The sequence below is a fragment of the Microcoleus sp. T3_D1 genome, from assembly GCF_036700405.1.
Taxonomy (GTDB): Bacteria; Cyanobacteriota; Cyanobacteriia; order Cyanobacteriales; family Microcoleaceae; genus Microcoleus.
In genome coordinates, this window is the sequence record NZ_JAUBOV010000021.1 from 1 (window position 1) to 18723 (window position 18723).

16 protein-coding genes and 1 pseudogene are annotated in these 18723 nt (G+C 44.6%); 11 read left to right on the plus strand and 6 right to left on the minus strand.

Annotation, left to right across the window (positions count from 1 at the left end):
- Positions 1-343: 343 nt before the first annotated feature.
- Positions 344-1648: an aspartate aminotransferase family protein gene (locus QT992_RS11840; RefSeq protein WP_333313788.1), complete on the minus strand. Its 1305-nt coding sequence runs from the start codon at positions 1646-1648 to the stop codon at positions 344-346.
- Positions 1649-1807: 159 nt separating this feature from the next.
- On the opposite strand from QT992_RS11840, the gene QT992_RS11845 reads away from it, so the two are divergent.
- Positions 1808-2350, plus strand: a complete 543-nt coding sequence (locus QT992_RS11845) for a Uma2 family endonuclease (RefSeq protein ID WP_333340273.1) — start codon at positions 1808-1810, stop codon at positions 2348-2350.
- Between the two features lie 92 nt (positions 2351-2442).
- Here QT992_RS11845 and QT992_RS11850 read toward each other — a convergent pair whose 3' ends face one another.
- A complete protein-coding gene (locus tag QT992_RS11850; RefSeq protein WP_333340276.1) occupies positions 2443-3480 on the minus strand; it encodes an adenosine deaminase in 1038 nt (345 codons plus the stop codon).
- A 400-nt stretch (positions 3481-3880) separates the two neighbouring features.
- On the opposite strand from QT992_RS11850, the gene QT992_RS11855 reads away from it, so the two are divergent.
- The 4 genes from QT992_RS11855 (at position 3881) to QT992_RS11870 (ending at position 6968) form a co-directional block, all read left to right on the plus strand.
- The gene (locus tag QT992_RS11855; protein ID WP_333313792.1) at positions 3881-5221 is read left to right on the plus strand and encodes an adenylosuccinate synthase; all 1341 of its coding nucleotides are present in this window, start codon (positions 3881-3883) and stop codon (positions 5219-5221) included.
- 299 nt (positions 5222-5520) lie between these two features.
- Positions 5521-5892, plus strand: a complete 372-nt coding sequence (locus QT992_RS11860) for a hypothetical protein (protein ID WP_333313794.1) — start codon at positions 5521-5523, stop codon at positions 5890-5892.
- Between the two features lie 37 nt (positions 5893-5929).
- Positions 5930-6298, plus strand: coding sequence for a hypothetical protein (locus QT992_RS11865; RefSeq protein WP_333313796.1), 369 nt, complete (start codon positions 5930-5932; stop codon positions 6296-6298).
- Between the two features lie 64 nt (positions 6299-6362).
- Complete coding sequence (locus QT992_RS11870; protein WP_333280129.1) at positions 6363-6968, plus strand: 50S ribosomal protein L25/general stress protein Ctc; 606 nt, start codon at positions 6363-6365, stop codon at positions 6966-6968.
- A gap of 115 nt (positions 6969-7083) precedes the next feature.
- On the opposite strand, the gene QT992_RS11875 is transcribed toward QT992_RS11870, so the two are convergent.
- Complete coding sequence (locus QT992_RS11875) at positions 7084-7731, minus strand: Uma2 family endonuclease (RefSeq protein WP_333313797.1); 648 nt, start codon at positions 7729-7731, stop codon at positions 7084-7086.
- Between the two features lie 78 nt (positions 7732-7809).
- Between QT992_RS11875 and QT992_RS11880 the strand changes: the two genes are divergently transcribed.
- The 6 genes from QT992_RS11880 to QT992_RS11905 all read left to right on the plus strand — a co-directional run bounded on the left by QT992_RS11880 (position 7810) and on the right by QT992_RS11905 (position 15994).
- Positions 7810-7971 carry a hypothetical protein gene (locus QT992_RS11880; protein WP_333377012.1) on the plus strand — a complete coding sequence of 54 codons (162 nt, stop codon included), beginning with the start codon at positions 7810-7812 and terminating at the stop codon, positions 7969-7971.
- 15 nt (positions 7972-7986) lie between these two features.
- Positions 7987-8166, plus strand: coding sequence for a hypothetical protein (locus QT992_RS11885; protein WP_333057112.1), 180 nt, complete (start codon positions 7987-7989; stop codon positions 8164-8166).
- Between the two features lie 40 nt (positions 8167-8206).
- Positions 8207-10921: a tetratricopeptide repeat protein gene (locus QT992_RS11890; protein WP_333377014.1), complete on the plus strand. Its 2715-nt coding sequence runs from the start codon at positions 8207-8209 to the stop codon at positions 10919-10921.
- 123 nt (positions 10922-11044) lie between these two features.
- Entirely contained in the window at positions 11045-12766 is a 1722-nt protein-coding gene (locus QT992_RS11895) for a methyltransferase domain-containing protein (protein ID WP_333377016.1), read from the plus strand.
- A gap of 96 nt (positions 12767-12862) precedes the next feature.
- Positions 12863-13579 carry a DUF4214 domain-containing protein gene (locus QT992_RS11900; protein WP_333377018.1) on the plus strand — a complete coding sequence of 239 codons (717 nt, stop codon included), beginning with the start codon at positions 12863-12865 and terminating at the stop codon, positions 13577-13579.
- A gap of 21 nt (positions 13580-13600) precedes the next feature.
- Positions 13601-15994 carry a glycosyltransferase gene (locus QT992_RS11905; protein ID WP_333377020.1) on the plus strand — a complete coding sequence of 798 codons (2394 nt, stop codon included), beginning with the start codon at positions 13601-13603 and terminating at the stop codon, positions 15992-15994.
- A 314-nt stretch (positions 15995-16308) separates the two neighbouring features.
- On the opposite strand, the gene QT992_RS11910 is transcribed toward QT992_RS11905, so the two are convergent.
- The 3 genes and pseudogenes from QT992_RS11910 to QT992_RS11920 all read right to left on the minus strand — a co-directional run.
- The gene (locus QT992_RS11910; protein ID WP_333377022.1) at positions 16309-17586 is read right to left on the minus strand and encodes a glycosyltransferase; all 1278 of its coding nucleotides are present in this window, start codon (positions 17584-17586) and stop codon (positions 16309-16311) included.
- A gap of 93 nt (positions 17587-17679) precedes the next feature.
- The gene (locus QT992_RS11915; RefSeq protein WP_333377024.1) at positions 17680-18093 is read right to left on the minus strand and encodes a hypothetical protein; all 414 of its coding nucleotides are present in this window, start codon (positions 18091-18093) and stop codon (positions 17680-17682) included.
- Between the two features lie 172 nt (positions 18094-18265).
- Positions 18266-18723, minus strand: a pseudogene (locus QT992_RS11920) (chromosome partitioning protein ParA); the annotation flags it as partial.

The following is an 18723-nucleotide window of genomic DNA, read 5'->3' on the forward strand; positions in this document are numbered from 1 at the left end:
GCCTGTTAATTTTGTGGAACAGGCATCTTGCCTGTTAATGTGGAACAGGCATCTTGCCTGTTAATTTTGTGGAACAGGCATCTTGCCTGTTAATGTGGAACAGGCATCTTGCCTGTTAATTTTGTGGAACAGGCATCTTGCCTGTTAATGTGGAACAGGCATCTTGCCTGTTAATTTTGTGGAACAGGCATCTTGCCTGTTAATGTGGAACAGGCATCTTGCCTGTTAATTTTGTGGAACAGCCATCTTGCCTGTTAATGTGGAACAGGCATCTTGCCTGTTAATTTTGTGGAACAGGCATCTTGCCTGTTAAGAGAGAATGGTGCAAAATCTCCTTTTAATCCTACTCCATCTCCTGCAAAACCCCAGTCAAAATTTCCACAAGGCGATCGATATGTTCCTTCTCAATAATCAGCGGCGGCGACAAAGCAATAATATCACCCGTAGTCCGAATTAGCAACCCTTTTTCATAGCACTGCAAGAAACAATCAAAAGCCCGTTTCCCCGGCTTCCCAGAAATAGATTCCAACTCAATACCCGCCACCAGTCCGAGATTGCGAACATCAATTACGTGCCGCACTCCCTTCAAAGAATGCACCGCATCTTCCCAGTAACCAGCCATCTTATCGGCTCGTTCAAACAGCCTTTCTTCCTCATAAATATCCAGCGTCGCCAAAGCAGCCGCACAAGCCACAGGATGACCAGAATAAGTATAACCGTGAAAAAGCTCGATCGCATTTTCAGGAGCATTCATAAAAGCATCATAAATGCCTTGTTTCACAAACACCGCCCCCATCGGCACCGTACCGTTAGTTATCCCTTTTGCCGCCGTCACAATATCAGGAACCACCCCAAAATATTCCGTTGCAAAACTAGAGCCTAGCCGCCCGAATCCGGTAATTACCTCATCAAAAATCAGCAGAATTCCGTATTTGTCGCAAATCGCCCGCAGTCGCTCCAAATAACCTTTCGGGGGAATCAAAACCCCCGTAGAACCCGCCACCGGTTCCACAATTACCGCTGCAATATTAGACGCATCGTGCAAAGCGACAATCCGCTCCAATTCATCCGCCAAATGCGCTCCCCATTCCGGTTGTTTGCGACTGAAAGCATTGTGTTCGAGGCTGTGAGTGTGAGGTAAATGATCGACTCCCGTGAGCAAACTGCCAAAAAACTTGCGGTTTGTACCGATACCGCCGACAGAAATTCCCCCAAAACCAACGCCGTGATAGCCGCGTTCCCTGCCGATTAATCGTTGGCGAGTTCCTTCACCTTTTACCCGGTGATAAGCAATCGCAATTTTTAAAGCAGTTTCTACAGATTCCGAACCCGAATTAGTAAAGAAAACGCGATCGAAATTGCCCGGAATCATCTTTACCAAACGTTCCGCCAATTCAAAAGCACCCGGATGTCCCATCTGAAAAGCGGGGGAGTAATCCAAACGCAAAACCTGCTGTTTAACTGCTTCGGCAATTGTCTCGCGGGCGTGCCCTGCATTCACGCACCAAAGCCCCGCAGTACCATCTAAAATTGAGCGGTTATCATCGCTTGTAAAGTGCATATCTTTGGCAGAAACCAACATTCGCGGATTCGCTTTAAACTGTCGGTTGGCAGTGAAGGGCATCCAGTAAGCGTCCATATTTGTCATCGTTTTTTTCTCTTATTATATTGATGATTCAGCCTTTAAACTATAACTTGCTACCGATTGCCGATCGCCAGACGCTTATTATAATTTTACAAATATCTCTTTGCTGTTTTAATTAAAGCTTAGTTTATGATAGACTTAGGTATTAGACGGAGACTCATCATGTCACTAACTGTCAAAGACTTAGAAAAAGTTCAAGCCGAACATCCTGAATGGCGACTAGAGTTAATAGAGGGGAATATCATTGCAATGGGCCCATGCGATTACACCTCCGATGAAATTGGTTCTCGGTTAATTATTCTTTTGGGAATTTGGGTACTGCCACGCAAGCTGGGTCGATTAACGGGTTCCAGCGCTGGCTTTATTTTACCAAATAGTGACTTGCGCGCACCAGATGTATCTTTTGTCAAAGCACAAAAGCTGAAGCGGAGTCGGCGGGATTTTGTAGAATTGGTTCCGGACTTGATGGTGGAAATTAAGTCTAAAACCGATCGCATCACACCTATCAAAGAAAAAATACAATCATTTTTGAGTCTGGGAACGGAAGTGGGAATATTGATTGACCCGGACAGATTAACTCTCACAGTATATCGTACAGGAGCCGAGCCGGAAGTGCTCAGAGATGGAGACATATTGACAATTCCAGAGTTTTTCCCTGGCTGGGAATTGCCAATTTCTGATTTGTGGCCACCCGTTTTTGATTGAAAAATTAGTCGGTTCGCAGTAAGGAATGCAAGTCCTCTCTATGAATAAAAAGTCAAGTCCTCACTACGAACCATTGAGAGAAGCTTACATAGCTAATTAACGATCGCACCGACAGACTCATGCTGCAACAAACCGGTTAGCATTTTCACAGGCCTTTCGTCGTAGGGCCACGCGAAAGCATGGCGGAAAGCGGCCTCTTGACACGCTTGCAATTGCCGAAAATCAATGATATCCAAAGTTAACAAATTCTCGTACTCGAAAGGCAGCCGCACGTTGTGCAATCCCGCGTTGTCGGTACAAATGGCAATATCGACACCAGCTTCAAAACATCGATCGAACACAACCTTCAATTCGCGCATATCTTGCAACGTCCCCGTTTTGAGATAGGTAGTCGGGCAAACTTCCAAGCATTGACCCCTGCGCGCGACTTCTGGCAGCAGTTCGGGATATTTTAACGGAATTTGAATCCCGTGGCCGATACGCATCAGATAGGGCAGCAGTTCGGGATAACAGCCAGAGGTAGTTTCATAGAGGTGGCCGGTAGTTTTGATGCCGATCGACCTCGCGTACTCGTACAATCTGACAAACTCCTCCAAACGCTCGCCAATACAATCATCGCCGCCAGCTATATCGATCGCACAAACATATTCTCCCATCCCGGCCGCCAAATCTACGATCGCCCGATTCACCTCATAAGGCAAACGCGAGTGCATACACAAAATTTGGCTGGTAACAATCGGACAATCGCTAATTTGACTGGCCTTGCCCACAACCTGTACAATTTCTGCCATCAAATCAATGCGTTCTGACTGATTCAAATGTTCTGGAGTCCGCAAATAAGGCGTATAGCGCAACTCCAAATAAGCCAGATTTTCAAACACGTAAGCGCCCCGCATCAACCGATAGATGAAATAAGGCAAAGTCTCAACAGTTTGAACGCTTTCTACCAGCGTGTGCAGTTCCAAATACTCATTGAGAGTATTGCGCGGACGAGTGTAAAACTCCTCAAACTCCGAGTATTTCGGAAATCGATTAACCATCTCAGCATTGTGGCGATCGAAATACCGCCACAGCACCCTAGGAACGACAGAACCACCCAGATGGCGGTGCAACTCAGCGTGTAAAGTCATGCGATTTTAGATTTTAGATTTTAGATTTTAGATTGAAAGAATTGAAGGATTGAAGAATTGAAGGATTGAAGAATTGAAGGATTGAAGAATTTGTAATTTAGTCCTATACGCATCAGTGGCCAGAAACCGCGTTTTCCCAAATACTAGCCAACAACCTCCAGCAGGTAAACTCTTCCACATTTAAGCTGCACATGGGATTCCCCTAAAAACTCGTCAAATCCTCACCCATTCTTCCCCTCTCCTACTCTCCCTTCCCAAGTCCCCCGATAGGGCTGGAAGTTGGTTTTTGAGAGCAATACAGCCTCAAGTCTCTCAATTGTAACAAAAATTTATTTGACATTTAGGACGCATTCGTACATAATCGGAGATTGTGTCAACCTGAACTGAACGCGAGAAACCCTTGGCTAACGTAGTTGTGATCGGCGCCCAGTGGGGCGATGAAGGAAAAGGCAAAATTACCGATTTGCTCAGCAAATCCGCAGATATCGTTGTCCGCTACCAAGGGGGCGTCAACGCCGGTCACACCGTGGTAGTAGACGGTCAGACTTTCAAGCTGCACTTAATTCCGTCCGGGATTCTCTACCCTGATAAAGAGTGTATTATCGGCTGTGGCACGGTCATCGACCCTAAAGTTTTAATTGCAGAGTTAGATCAGCTAGAGGCACTGAATATTTCGACAACCTCGCTGATGATTTCGGAGACGGCTCACGTCACGATGCCCTATCATCGATTAATTGATGTAGCATCGGAAACGCAGCGGGGAAATTATAAAATCGGGACGACGGGACGCGGCATCGGCCCTACTTACGCCGACAAGTCGGAACGTACCGGCATTCGGATGCTCGATTTAATGGACTTGGAAGGGTTGCAAGAACAATTGGAATGGACGATTAATTGTAAAAATGTCCTTCTGGAAAAACTCTACAATTTGCCGCCTTTAAATCCGCAAGACGTAATTGATGAATATCGAGTTTATGCGGAACGTTTGCGGCCGCACGTAGTTGATAGTTCCCTGAAGATTTATGAGGGACTTCACAAGCGGAAAAATATTCTGTTTGAAGGCGCGCAAGGCACTTTATTAGACTTAGATCACGGTACTTATCCTTACGTTACTTCCAGCAATCCCATCGCTGGCGGTGCTTGTGTGGGAACCGGAGTCGGCCCAACCGCGATTGATCGCGTAATTGGCGTAGCAAAAGCTTATACAACCCGCGTCGGAGAAGGCCCCTTCCCTACCGAAATGGTAGATGGAATAGGAGCAGTTTTGGGCGAGAGAGGTGCAGAATTCGGCACGACAACGGGCAGAAAACGCCGCTGCGGTTGGTTCGACGCAGTAATCGGCCGCTACGCAGTCCGCATCAACGGCCTTGACTGTCTGGCAATTACCAAACTAGATGTTTTGGATGAATTAGAAGAAATAAAAGTTTGCGTTGCTTACGAAATTGACGGCGAAAAATGTGTTGATTTCCCGAAAAGTTCCCGGATATTTGCTCGGTGCCAACCTATTTACGAAACCCTTCCCGGTTGGAAACAGTCTACGGAAGAGTGCCGGAATTTGGAAGATTTACCGCCGCAAGCTTTGAATTATCTGAAGTTTTTGGCAGATTTGATGGAAGTGCCGATCGCGATCGTTTCTCTCGGAGCCAGTCGCGACCAAACTATTATTGTAGAAGACCCGATTCACGGCCCGAAACGCGCTTTGCTCTCTGCTGACGGTACGCCAGTAGCAGCACACTCGTAATCATTGGTCTCAACTTAACGTCAAACCCAGTCAGAGACTGCTGTTTGACTATTAAATCTCGATCCCCCCGGCGCCAAGGGCGGGCACGGGGGCACCGCCCCTACGAAGGGGGGGACAAGACTCTTCTCAAAGTCAACCCCTACTCCCCTTATTAATGGGGAGTAGGGGGTATGCGAGGGGGATATAGACTACAATAAAAGTGAGATTTATCAAAGATTTTAGCCTTAAGTTGACACTAATGACTTGTAATATTTTCCCGAAAGTAAGTTGTTAAATCAGGAAGGTCAAGAGGAAAGCTAATGTTAGATTTTATTTTTTATGCCTTCAAAACCGAACTGTCACCGCACTATGTCGAAATGTCTGAAGACGTTTACGAGTGGTTGGCCAAATCAGAATTTTCCAAAATCGGCACATCTGTCCCCAGAAATATTTTGATAGATGAAGAAGAGGAGAAGCTACCTGTAGTTGAGTTAGATCGAGATATTCGCCAGAAGCTCAGAAATTTTTTCCGCGATGCAATTATCTGCGAAAGCGATACCGTCCTCACCAAGCTGGGAGATTCCCCTCTCAAAGAAGAGTATCAAACAGCAACCTACCGTTTGAGGAAATTGCTGGACTTGCTAAAATGTGTGGAAAACGAAGATTATCAGTATCTTCAGCGAGTCCTTTGAATGAGTTTCTGGATGTTTACCAGAAGGAGTAATCCCAATGTTTGACATCAGTTTTTATTCAGCAAATGGTGAACCGTCCGATAGTGTAAGAATAACAGCAGCTACTTACGAATGGTTAGCAAAATCAGCATTTTCCAAAATAGGTGGCGAATCAGTCGAAACCCAAATTTACCTAGATGAAGAAAATGTAATTCTGCCTCTAGTTGAATTAAATCAAGATATTCGCCAGCAGTTCAAGAAAATTTTCAGCGAAGCAATCATCAGTGAAAGCGATGCAGTTATTACTAAGCTTGGTGATTACCCTTCAAAAGAAGAGTATCAATCAGGAACGTACCGTCTGAGAAAAATGCTGGAATTGCTGAAGTGTGTGGAAAACGAAAATTATCAATACCTTCAGCGAATTTAATTGAGCGCGATCGCAATATCACAATTCTGGTAAAATGTGAAAACAATCAGCAGAAAGTCAGAAAATGGAACTCGCAGTAGAATGTCAAAAGCGGGCAGAAGGCAGCAAACCTAACGCCCTCCGCCGCTCTGGATTGATTCCCGCCGTCCTCTACGGTCACAAAGGATCTGAATCCATTTCCCTTACCATCAAAGCCAAAACAGTTGAACACCTGCTCAAAAAGCACGTAGTCAACAATACCCTAATTGACCTCAGCATTCCCGACCTCTCTTGGAGCGGAAAAACCTTGCTCCGGGAAGTTCAAGTTCATCCTTGGAAGGGCTATCCTTACCACCTGAGCTTTTTCTCCGTGGCGACTCAAGACAGCCTGGAAGTTGAATTGTCACTGCGTTTTGTCGGCGAACCTGTCGGCGTCAAGTTAGAAGGCGGCATTTTGGATACCGTGCTGACGCAACTCGCAGCTAAGTGCAAACCTGACAGCATTCCTGAAGCAATTGAAGTAGATATTTCTCATTTAAAGGTTGGGGATGCGCTGCACATTCACGAATTAGTTTTGCCTGCAGGAGTGGTAGCTCTCGGCGAACCAGATCAGGTGGTTGTTAGCGTGCTGGGAATTCAAGCAGGTTCTGAAGCCGAAGACGCAGAAGAAGACGCAGCCGCAGCAGCTTAATTAGTAATTGCTAATAGTTGTTAACTAATGGTTGCAAAAAAAGGGCGATCGCTTTCTCCCAAAAGGGCGATCGTTTTTTGCTAAAAAGGCTATTCTAATTTGGGTTCGATCGCACTTACTCTACTCCGCCTTGAATCTGCTGTCGCACCCATTGACTAAAATCAATCTGTGCGGCAATTTCATCGATGAAAGCCGCTTCGAGAAATCGGTATAAATCAGTTTTTTCAATAATGGGAAAAGTCGGAGATCGATCGCGCTCGACATAAGCCCCATCGACTAATTGCAAAATCCGCCATACCCGCCCGTTAAACCGCCAAAATTCCGGCACGCCCATACTGGCATAAAGTGTATTTTTATTGAGATCGGTATGGGTAATATCCACTTCCACCACTAAATCCGGGGCTGGATCGACATTCAAATTAACCAGGCGATCGGCAACTAAGGTATAATTCTGAATGTAATATCCATTGTCTGGCTCGGCGCTCTTAAGTAGGTCTTCTCGATCGAGCCTAGTCGATCCCATCGTCTTCATTCTCATCCCCATCTCAACGATCAGGATTAAGATGAATCGTTCAATCAAACGAGCAGAGCGTTCGTGTTCTTCGAGGGGCATGGTGATTTCTAACACTCCGTTATCGTAAGTAAAGCGGGCGCGAGTGCGCTCCCTCAGCAAACTTTGAATTTGCTTGAAGGCTTGCCAATCGAGGCCGCGAAAGGTGAGGCGCTTTTCTCCGACAAGTTGAGGTGGTGGCTCTAACAACATCAAAATTACCGCAATTTAAGCGAAAGTTGACAGAACATTTACTGTTAATTATTTTAATATATTTCTTCCATAAGTCTGGTGGTGCAGCCCGGATACCTGCGATCGATTTTGGTGCGTGAGGAACTATTGCCGCTGGAACTTCGTCTGCTGCACTATCGACTTTCTCAAGTTTCTAGAGGTACAAACCAAACCTCGAAAATCCTGACATCCGCCGAATCAGGCATCCCTCATGGGGGGTGAAAACCTGTATCTGCGGTGCAAGCACTAGAATGCCGGGAAAAAACCGAGGCGGAGGTGGTCGATCGCTTTTTTGCCGGAGTTGCGCGCTCGCGATCGTATTCTGCTATTGTTGAAGCTTTGCATCACATTCTCGACAGCTTTGGTAAAACGGCAATTGTTGGCGTCAAACCGCTGTATAATTGTGAAACATTTTGAATCCTATAATTTACTTGCTACTTGTGGAGCCGCCGCCCCTATGCCATCAACAGTCAGTACAGAATCAACAGCGGTTCAATTTAACCAACAGGGAGAAACATACTTATCCCAAGGAAAAATAGAAGAAGCCATCGCCTCCTGCGAGCAAGCTTTGAAGATTCACCCCAATTTTGCACCGGCTTACAAGACTTTGGGCAACGCGCTGCAAGCTCAAGGCAGGATGGAAGAGGCACGGCACTGGTACGCTAAAGCGATTGAAATAGAACCGAATTTTGCGGAAGTATACGCGAATTTGGGCAGCCTGGGCGCGCAGCAGCAAAAATGGCAGGAGGCGATCGGATTTTATCAAAAGGCGCTCGCGATTAAGCCGAATTTCGCGGGAGTGTACCGGAATTTAGCAAAAGTATTCGGACAAATTGGCAAACCGGAAGAAGCCCAGCAGTGCTGGTATCAAGCATTTAGTTTGGAACCGGAAAAAGTAGCGCCGGGGGAACACTTGAATATGGGCGACGCTTTTTTTCGGCAGGAAAAATTCCCCGAAGCGATCGCCTGTTACGATCGCGCCATAAAATTAAATCCTAATGTGGCGACGGCTTACCAAAATTTGGGCGAAGCGCTCAAAAAACAAGGCAAGTTAGAGGAAGCGACAGCATATTATCGCAAAGCTATTGAACTGAACGCAGCTAATGCGAGAAACGGCAGCGAGGGAAAGGAAACTTTGGCGGGTGCAAATGGAACAAACGGTGCAGTTAAGCAACAGCCCGCAGCAACCGCAGTTAAGCCACCAGTGCAGCAGGCAGTTCAGCAGGCAGTTAATCCGCCAGTTCAGCAGGCAGTTAATTCTACAATTAATATAGAAGATCCAGAAGCATACAAAATACTAGCAGAAGGCTATTTTGCTCAGGGCAAATTGGAACAGGCGATCGCAGCTTGCAAGAAGGCGCTGCAAATTAAGCCGGAAGCGCCGCTTTACAAAATGCTGGGCAACGCGCTGCAAGCTGGCGGAAAAATTGATGAAGCTAAAAGTTGCTATGTCAAAGCAATAGAAATCAACCCAAATTTTGCCGAAGCTTACGCTAACTACGGCAGCATTTGCGCGCAGCAAGAACAGTGGCAGCAAGCGGTTTCTGCTTACGAAAAGGCGATCGCCCTGAAACCGGATTTTGCAGGTGCTTTCCGCAATTTTGCGAAACTGTTGACGCAGTTAGGCAAGCCGGAGGCTGCTGCTGAGGCTTGGTATCGAGCATTTGCGATCGACCCCAAATCCGGCACCGCCGAGGAACACGAGAATTTAGCCAAAACTTTGATCGAGCAAGGTAAGGTAGATAAGGGAATTGAGTGTTACCGGCGCGCGGTTGAGTTGAACCCAAATGCTGGCGCAGCTTATCACGAATTGGGCGAAATTCTTAAGGGGCAAGAACAGTGGGAAGCGGCGGTAGATGCTTACACTAATGCCATTAGAAACAATCCCGATCTTTCTTGGTCGCACAACAATTTAGCTGAGTCGCTGGTTAAGTTGGAACGGTGGGAGGAATCTGTAAATGCTTACCGCAAGGCGATCGAATTAAATCCTGATTTTAGCTGGTCTCACAACAATTTAGCCGATGTGTTGCTGAAGCTGGAACGGTGGGAAGAAGCTGTAGAGGCTTACCGGAAAGCAACAGAGTTAAATCCAGATTTCAGTTGGTCGCACAACTATTTAGCAGACGCGCTGATTAAGCTGGGAAGGTGGGATGAGGCAATTTCGGCTTACCAAAGGTCGATCGAACTCAATCCTGACCATTTTTGGGCGCACAACAATTTAGCAGAAGCGCTGGTGAATTTGGAACGTTGGGATGAGGCAGTTGTTGCCTACCGGCGTGCTAACGAAGTTAATCCGAATTTCTTCTGGTCGCAGAGCAAATTGGGCGACGCGCTGCTAGAACTGGAAAGGTGGGATGAGGCGATCGATGTTTACCGACGCGCGGCCGAGTTGAATCCTGATTTTCCGTGGACTTATTACAACATGGGAACGGCTTTTGAGAACCTGGAACGGTGGGATGAGTCGATCGCCGCTTACCGCCGCGCTGCGGAAATTCAGGCGGATTTGCCGTGGCTGTCGCAAAAGTTGGCTGATGCTTTGAGGATGCGATCGCAGTGGGATTTGCGGGATGCGATGGGTTTGTACAGAAAGGCGATTCAGGATAATCGTGATGACGTGCAGTTGTATCACAAGGCGCTGGAGATTGCGCCGAATGATGCTGACCTTTATGTTGAGTTGGCTAATGCTTTGGTGCGGAAGAATTGGTCGGATGGGGCGATCGTCTTTTATCAGATGGCGTTGCAGGTAAACCCCGAATGCGGTGAGGCGCACTTGCAGTTGGGGTTGATATTCGCGCAAAAAAATGATATGGATCGGGCGATCACTTGTTACCGCCGCGCTATTGAGGGCAATCCTGAGAAGTATGAGGCTTATCACCTATTGGGCGATGTTCTGGCAAGGCATGGTCAGCGGGAAGAAGCGATCTCGTTTTACCGCCGTGCTGTTGAATTGAATCCAAACTACAGTTGGTCTTCTCATTGTATGGGGGAATGCCTAATGGTACAAGGTTTTCTGGATGAGGCGATCGAGATGTTCCGGCGAGCCATTGAATTGAACCCAAACTGCCCTGCGACCTACAATAATTTAGGCGATGCTTTGGCTCAACAGGGTAAAGTAGATGAAGCTAGTGCTGCTTACCGTCGAGCTGTTGAGCTTGAAACCAAAATTTTCTGAGGTTCAAAAATTTAGTTCCTTTGAGAACAAACACCTCTAAATGTAGCTTGAAGGAGAAACACTGCTTTGTACCTTGTTATGACGAAAATATTTGATTTTTTGATCCGGAGCAAGTGAAAAAATATGCCTAACGATCTTACTGCTGGAACCATTCAATCCCGCATTCTTCAATACGCTTCCCTCAAACATGAGTTGAGAAAAGCCACTCCTCAACAGCATAAATTAACAACTTTAAATGTTGTTCTTTCTGCCGCAGAAGGAACGGTAAAAATAGCAATCAAGGAGGAGCTTGAACCCAACAGTTTATTTCCTCCCACAGTAGATGAGACTTTTTTTGAAGTAGAAACTTCTGCTTTAGAGTCTGTACTGGTAGGGATTCCCAAAATCGATGCGATTAACTTAGACGCGAAAGGTGCTGCGCCTTTAATTTTCCATGAGATCCAAAATATTATCAAACAAAATCCTCAAATAACTATGTACATAGTTTTTAATTCTAGTGATTTAGACCGCAGCGGAAGTTATTCAAAAACCTTTATTTATGAGCTTTTAAAAAGCGGTTTTTCCCTCACGAAAATGAACAGTAGAGGAAAAGTTACAGGAATTTCAGAAGCGGAATTACTCGGCAGCGCTACAGTAAAATTAGTTTGCCGTAAAATCAGGAAATCAAGTCAACGTCAACAGTTAGTTTCGGCTATACAACCACCCGTAAATTTTGAGTTCTCTTCTCACCAGCCAAATCACAATCAAGCAATTGATGCAGTAGATAATACCGACACTAAAGAAAGAGTTTGCCAGAACCTAACTACCCTTGAACCAACAGCAGCATCAAACAAAGGAACAATTCAACCTGCGAAGTTAACAGCGAATACAGACAAATTTAAACTAGCCCTTACTTTGTCAGGAATCGCTCCTCAAAAAGAGACATTAAAAACTCAGGAAGTCGAGTTAGAAACAAAAAAAAATGTAAGGACGCAAGAGGAACAAGAACAGTATTTATACCAACCTGGAGTTGCCGATCAAAGTTTTTCTGAGAGCGTGGAAGACATCAAAAAAAGCGGATATAAAGTGGTAGCTTCAGGAATCGACAATTCTTCCCCAGAAGTTGTAGCAGCTATAGTGAAAATAGCCGATTCAGAAGGAATTTATTTTCAACCTTATGAAGTCGAAATCGCGGGGTATAAAGAATACTTTAACCGAGCTGAATATCTCACAAAATATTCAGATTATTACCCAGGAAATCAAGTAGAGAAGTCCCTAGAGCATTACCTAGGCCTCTGTCTTTTAAACTTAAATGAAAAAGATATTTTTGTCGATTTAGCCAGTGAAAATTCTCCAATTCCTGAAATTTATCACCGACTAACTGAAGCTACTACATTCAGCCAAGATATCATGTATCCCCCAGGTATCAACGGCAATCAAATTGGTGGAGATGCTTGCTCGATGCCTGTGCCGGAAGGATTTGCATCAAAAGCTGCATTGACCTGCTCGATCGAACACTTTGAGGGGGATGCAGATACGAGGTTGTTTGTTGAATTGTCCAGAGTGCTCAAACCAGGAGGTATTCTTTTTGTATGTCCCTTTTATATATATACAGAGGCAGCGACCCAAACCGATCCCCAAGTTAGTTTAGCATCCAATGTAAATTTTGACGAAGGGACAACAATATATTGTGCTGAAAGATGGGGAAACAGGCATGCTAGATTTTACAGTCCGCGATCGTTTAAGGAAAGAATAATGAATCCAGTCAAAGAACAATTTAAATTTGACTTTTACTATCTGGAGAATGCAGCAAAAGTAGATGCCTCTGTGTATGCCCGTTTTGCTTTTACAGCTACACGCTTGTAACCTGAAGCTTCTTGCTGCTATTCAATGTGGCTATTCAATACTGTGAGTTAAAGCAACTATTATCTTGGAGTAGAAGGTAACGTGGAAGACAATTCGATGACTATTCAACTTAGCGACGAAACTTTTTTGAAAGAAACTAACAGCCTCAGCGACGAAGCTTTTTTGCAAGCAGCTTACCGCACCTATTTGAACCGCGAACCAGATGAAGTTGGCAAACAGTCATATTGTCAGTATCTAGGTGGTGACCCAAATAAACGCCAGCATATTATTGACGCATTCCGGCAATCATCAGAATTTAAATTATTGAATGAATTTGACTATTCTAAATATCCCCAGCGTTTAAATCTCGGCTGTGGATTCGATATCAAACTTGGTTACTTAAATGTAGACCTTAACTCCTATCACAATCCAGACTTAGTAGCAGACATCCGATGCCTAAATATGCTACATTCAGGTTTTTATGAAGAAATAATAGCTCAGGATTGTTTAGAACATTTGCCCCGAACCGAGACACAATTAACGATTAAAGAATGGGGGCGCTTGTTGAAAATCGGAGGTATATTGCAACTTAGGACTACGAGCATCATCGATTTACTTGAACTATTCAAAGAAGAAGCATATCAAACAGTGGAGCTTCAAGAAAAATTAGTTCAATGTTTATTTGGAACCCAAGCTTATGATGGCGATTGGCATTTTACTGGGTTTACAAAAATTTTATTGACTAATTATTTAGAAGTGGCGGGTTTTGCCAACATAGAGTTTAAGCTAATAGATGGTTGGTTGTTTGACGTTACTGCTGAAAAAGTCGGTTGAAGTACATATCGGTTAATAATTATGAAGATTGCTATCCTTGCTCCTAGTGCTGTTCCGTTTCGGATTGGAGGTGCTGAAAACCTCTGGTGGGGACTGCTGCACCACATAAATCAGCACACTGCACACCAAGCTGATTTAATCAAATTGCCAAGCCCTGAGAGTAATTTCGACGAACTGATAGATAATTACTGGCATTTTTCGCAGTTGGATCTGAGCCACTTTGATTTAGTTATTTCTGGCAAATACCCGTCTTGGATGGTTCAGCATCCCAACCACATCTGCTATATGCTGCACAAGTTGCGGGGCTTGTACGACACTTATCCGGCAAGCTGGCCAGAAACATACACGACTGATAATCGGGAAATTTCTGCTTTACAGAAATTCATGCAAAAAAATAAAGGTTCCAGAGATTCACTTAGCGAGTTTTATCAAAAAATTAATCAGCTTCGTTCTTGTCGGGAGTATTTGCCAGCCGATGCTTTCCAGTTTCCAGGCCCGCTAATCCGCGAGATAGTTCATTACTTAGATAGTATCGGATTGGCACCGAGTGCTGTCAAGAAATATGCTGCGATCGCTCACAACGTTGCCAATCGCAAAGATTATTTCCCCCCAGGCTGTCGAGTTGAAACTATTTACCCGCCTCCCATCCTTAAAAATCTGCGTTCCGGCAAAACTGATTATTTATTTACAGCGAGTCGCTTGGAGTACGGCAGCAAGCGAATCGGTGTATTAATAGAAGCAATGAAATATGTCAAAACTGATATTCAATTTAAAATTGCCGGCACAGGCGATGAACTGAATTATCTTAAAGAACTGGCAGGAGACGATCAGAGAATTATTTTTCTAGGTTTTGTTAACGATCGCGAACTTGAAGAACTGTATGCTGATGCTTTTGCTGTGCTTTACATTCCCTACGACGAAGATTACGGACTAATTACCGTAGAGGCAATGATGAGCAGCAAGCCTGTGATTACTGCTGCTGATTCAGGAGGACCGAACGAGTTTGTCCGTAATGAAGAAACGGGATATTCAGTGCCTCTCGACCCCAAAATAATTGCTGAACGTATTGATTATTTGTGCAAGCATCCCGATGCAGCACAGCGAATGGGAACGGTAGGCAAGAAGTTGGTTGAGGACATTACTTGGGAAAATGCTGTTGCCCGCTTGTTGGGCGAAAATGTTCGCTACACCGCGAATACAGCAGTACAAAAACGCAAGAAAATTACTGTAGCTTTGACTTATCCTATTTTTCCCCCCAGCGGCGGCGGTCAAAGTCGAGTATTTCACCTCTATCGGCATTTGGCTAAGAAATTTGACGTTGAATTAGTCACGTTTACTGATAGTGGAGAGGCATTTCAAGGCGAAATTGCTCCCGGAGTTTGGGAAACCAGAATCCCCCAATCACCGCAGCATTTAGAAGCAGAAGGATCTATCAGGTTGAGGACAGGGGTACTGCAAATTACAGATGTAGTTATGCCTCAGCTATACCGTTTGACACCTGCTTATGTGGAAGCTCTCAGGAAAGCAGCAAGTGATTCAGATTTGATTGTGGCTTGCAATTCCTATCTTTTGCCTGCAATTCAAGAAGTATGCGATCGCCCTATTTGGTATGAAGCCCATGACGTGCAAGTGGATGTCAAGAAAAATATTTTTGCAGCTTATGAAAAAGGAGGCGAACTTTTAGAAGCTGCTCGCAAAGTTGAAAGTGAATGCTGCCAAGTCAGCGATTTAATTGTGGTATGTTGCTACAATGATGCTGTGCGGCTGAAAGAAATCTACGGCACTGACTTAAATAAGTTTGTTGAAGTTCCTAACGGAGTAGACTTAGATGCGGTTAGCTATGTTTCGCCAGCCAAGCGGATTTTTCAGAAAAAACAGCTCGGCTTGCAGGGGAGTTTTACAGCATTATTTATTGGCAGTTGGCACGCTCCGAATGTAGAGGCTGTCCGCTATATATTAAATGCCGCCGCGAGAATGCCGGAGGTTAATTTCTTAATTGTTGGGAATGTTTGTTGGGCTTTTTCTGGAGAACAGCTTCCCTTGAATGTTAGCTTTATGGGATTGGTGAATGATGAGATCAAAAATGTTGTTTTGGGAGTAGCTGACGCGGCATTGAATCCAGTGGTATCCGGGTCTGGGACTAACTTGAAGATGCTGGATTACTTGGCCGCCGGGATTCCGATTATTACTACTCCTTTCGGAGCGAGGGGTTTGGGTCTTGAGGATGGAAAGCACTGCATTATAGCCGAAATCGAGCATTTTTATGAGGCAATCTCCAATCTAAAAGAGGAAGATATTTCCGTCACAAGCAGCAGGATTGAGAATGCTAGACAATATGTTGAACAAAAGTTTGACTGGGCAGTGATAGCTAATAATTTTCTCGAATACCTCAAACACCTGCGGATAGAAAATTAAATCGAGGATCGGGGCTTACCTTTACATCATGGATTGCTAACAAACCTGGGGTGATTCATGGAAATAGGGAGGCTTGTGTTAGCAATGCTCAAAGATATTGGAGAGATAGTCGATAAAACATTGTGCTGCCATTCTTCATGTCTTTGGAGTATATTGTTGATGATGAGGCGAGTACCTCTCATGCACCTAATCGTAACTATCATTGTGATTGGAAATTCGCCTATCGGGAAGCCATGAAAATCCTAAGACAGTTACGAAAAAAGGGGGAGAGACAGTTACCTACTTCTTGAAAACTCAAGCAAGATTAATGTTAATTATTTAATCTTGGACTGGGGGGAAGCAAGTTTCTGGTAGCGATCTAGTTCCATCTGCACTTGATGTGCTGTCTTCTTCCAAGCTTGAGCTTGGGATTCAAAGTAATTTGCTTGAGCTTTCAAGTAATCTTTGGAGCTATAAAATTTGTTTGTTGTCCACATATTCATAATATGTTCTAGGCGGCTTCTAACTTTTTTGCTGATCGTCTGCGGACTCAATAAAGACTTCAACTCGCTAGCTGCTCTTGCACCTACTTCCTGGGCTTGCGGATAATTGTGAAAGACGTAGTACATGAGAGCAGCAGCGTGTTCGATATCAGCTTCCGCCCAAGTGCTCCCTCTTTTGTAAGGCCCCTGCTCTTCTACAAGCGTCACCAAATCGTATTTAACTAAAAAACTATTGCCGACATTCATAAATTCCATATTAGACGAGTAAGCCGTGGCAATTACTGGCTTGCCGTAAAACATAGCTTCAGCCATTGTCAGCCCGAAACCTTCAGCCCGATGCAGTGATACATAGCAGTCTGAATTGTAAATTAAGGCATTCACTTCTTCCTTCATCAAATGTCCCTCTATCAGGTGAACTGACGGATAGTGTGCAACTAACTCCTTAAATTTATCTCGCTGGTGAGGATAGTGTTCCGAGTTAGAAAACTTTATAACCAGCAAAACATCGTTATTTGACTCGCCGAAAGCTTGGATAAATGCCTGAACTACTCCTTCGGGATTTTTTCTTTCAAAGGTGCTCAGAGAGTCAAACATAAAAAGAAAAATAAACTTATCTGTAGGCAAGCCTAAAGCTTCTTTTCCCAAAGAAGGCTGGGGCAGATCGAGGCTAGGCATGATCTTGATCACGGGGATAGGCGATACCGCGGCGATCGCTTCTGCCGAGTGATTGCTGTAAGTCCATATCTCGTCAAAGAAATCGAAAGCAAACCGCCACTCTGGGGGAAATGTCGGCAGTTCCCAAGCCCAACATCCAATATTGTAGCGATTTTGAAAATAACTTTTACCAAAAGCATCAATAAATGTACCCAGCGACTCGGCATTCACGTTGACCAAGTTAATTGCATAGGGGTTTTCAGCCGCAAAATCTTCCTCGTAGCTGGTATCTAAGTTCCGGTGCCACTTGACATTCAGGCTATTAACTGTGTAGGGAATCCCCGCAGCTTTGATGGATCTAATATTCGCTCTGACACCTTCCCCAAGCCCAAACTCACCTTTGACAAAACCGCCTATATTAACTCCAAAATTAGAGTTTAATGTTTCCTTGTTCATAGCACATCTCCCGTTATTCATAATTTAACTCACTCCTGATAAAGTGCGGTCTTGCGGTAGACCAGTCAACAGCCGCAACGGTTGCTTAAAAGTCTATCCTTGCCGAGCTAGAGCTTGCTCTAGCTCTTTTTGAAGCTCCTGTGCCATCTGTCTCACAGCCAGATATTTGGATTGCAGCCAATCTTTTTCTGCCTGAACTTCCTGCATCAAAGTTTGAGTCCGCTTCAATTCCTCCTGAGTTTGGCTTAGTTGCTCTTTCACTCGCTGCAATTGCTCAATTTTCCCCTGCATCAATTGTACAAAAGCGTGAGATTCCTCTAACTCTTCCTCAGAAGTGTGAAGTTGAGCCGCAAGCGTTGAAACCAGGAAAATAAAGTCAGGGGATTGTTCTAATTCTCCTGCTGTTTGGATTTCTGGCTGAACTTTCTCTAATTCTCCTGCAAACAGAGGGGTAGGCTCTGCATTTAAGTTTAAGTGAAAATCTAACGTATTCTTCCACTCTGTCATTTTTAGTTTCTCGCTTGCGCCAAATAGGTATTTTAATTTTTGCCTCAACTTATCAAAAAGATTTCAGCAATCTGTGAACCGGATACTAGAACCTGCCAATCGAATTTCTCTCGATACCAGAGCGAGAAAGCGGTTGATTTAGAATCCAACTTCCCAGAGACTTGCACGACATTCAAATTTTAAATGAGTTTGCCTTGGTAATGAGGCAGCGCATTAATTGTTTCCACTCTTCTGAATTCGTCAAGGCATTGCTGTCAAACGGCCCACCTTTCTCCGAGGACAAAGTGCTAAAACTCTCTAACCAATTACTTACTGTTTCAGTTCGCGATAAAGACGTAAATTTCAAAGATTTCTGCAAGCACTCCCGCATTTTTTTCAAATCGCCGCTGCGATATGCATACCATCCCTCCCACACTAATAGTCTGTAATGCATTTGACCGTTTCCATTTGCCTGATTAGCAACAGCTTGTTGATATTCTGCTCGCTGCAATTCCCAGTGAATCCGCTCCCCTTGAGTCTGAGACCGTTCTAATTCCCCCTGAGTTTGGTGCAGTTGAGTCTGAGACCGTTCTAATTCCCCCTGAGTTTGGTGCAGTTGAGTCTGAGACCGTTCTAATTCCCCCTGAGTTT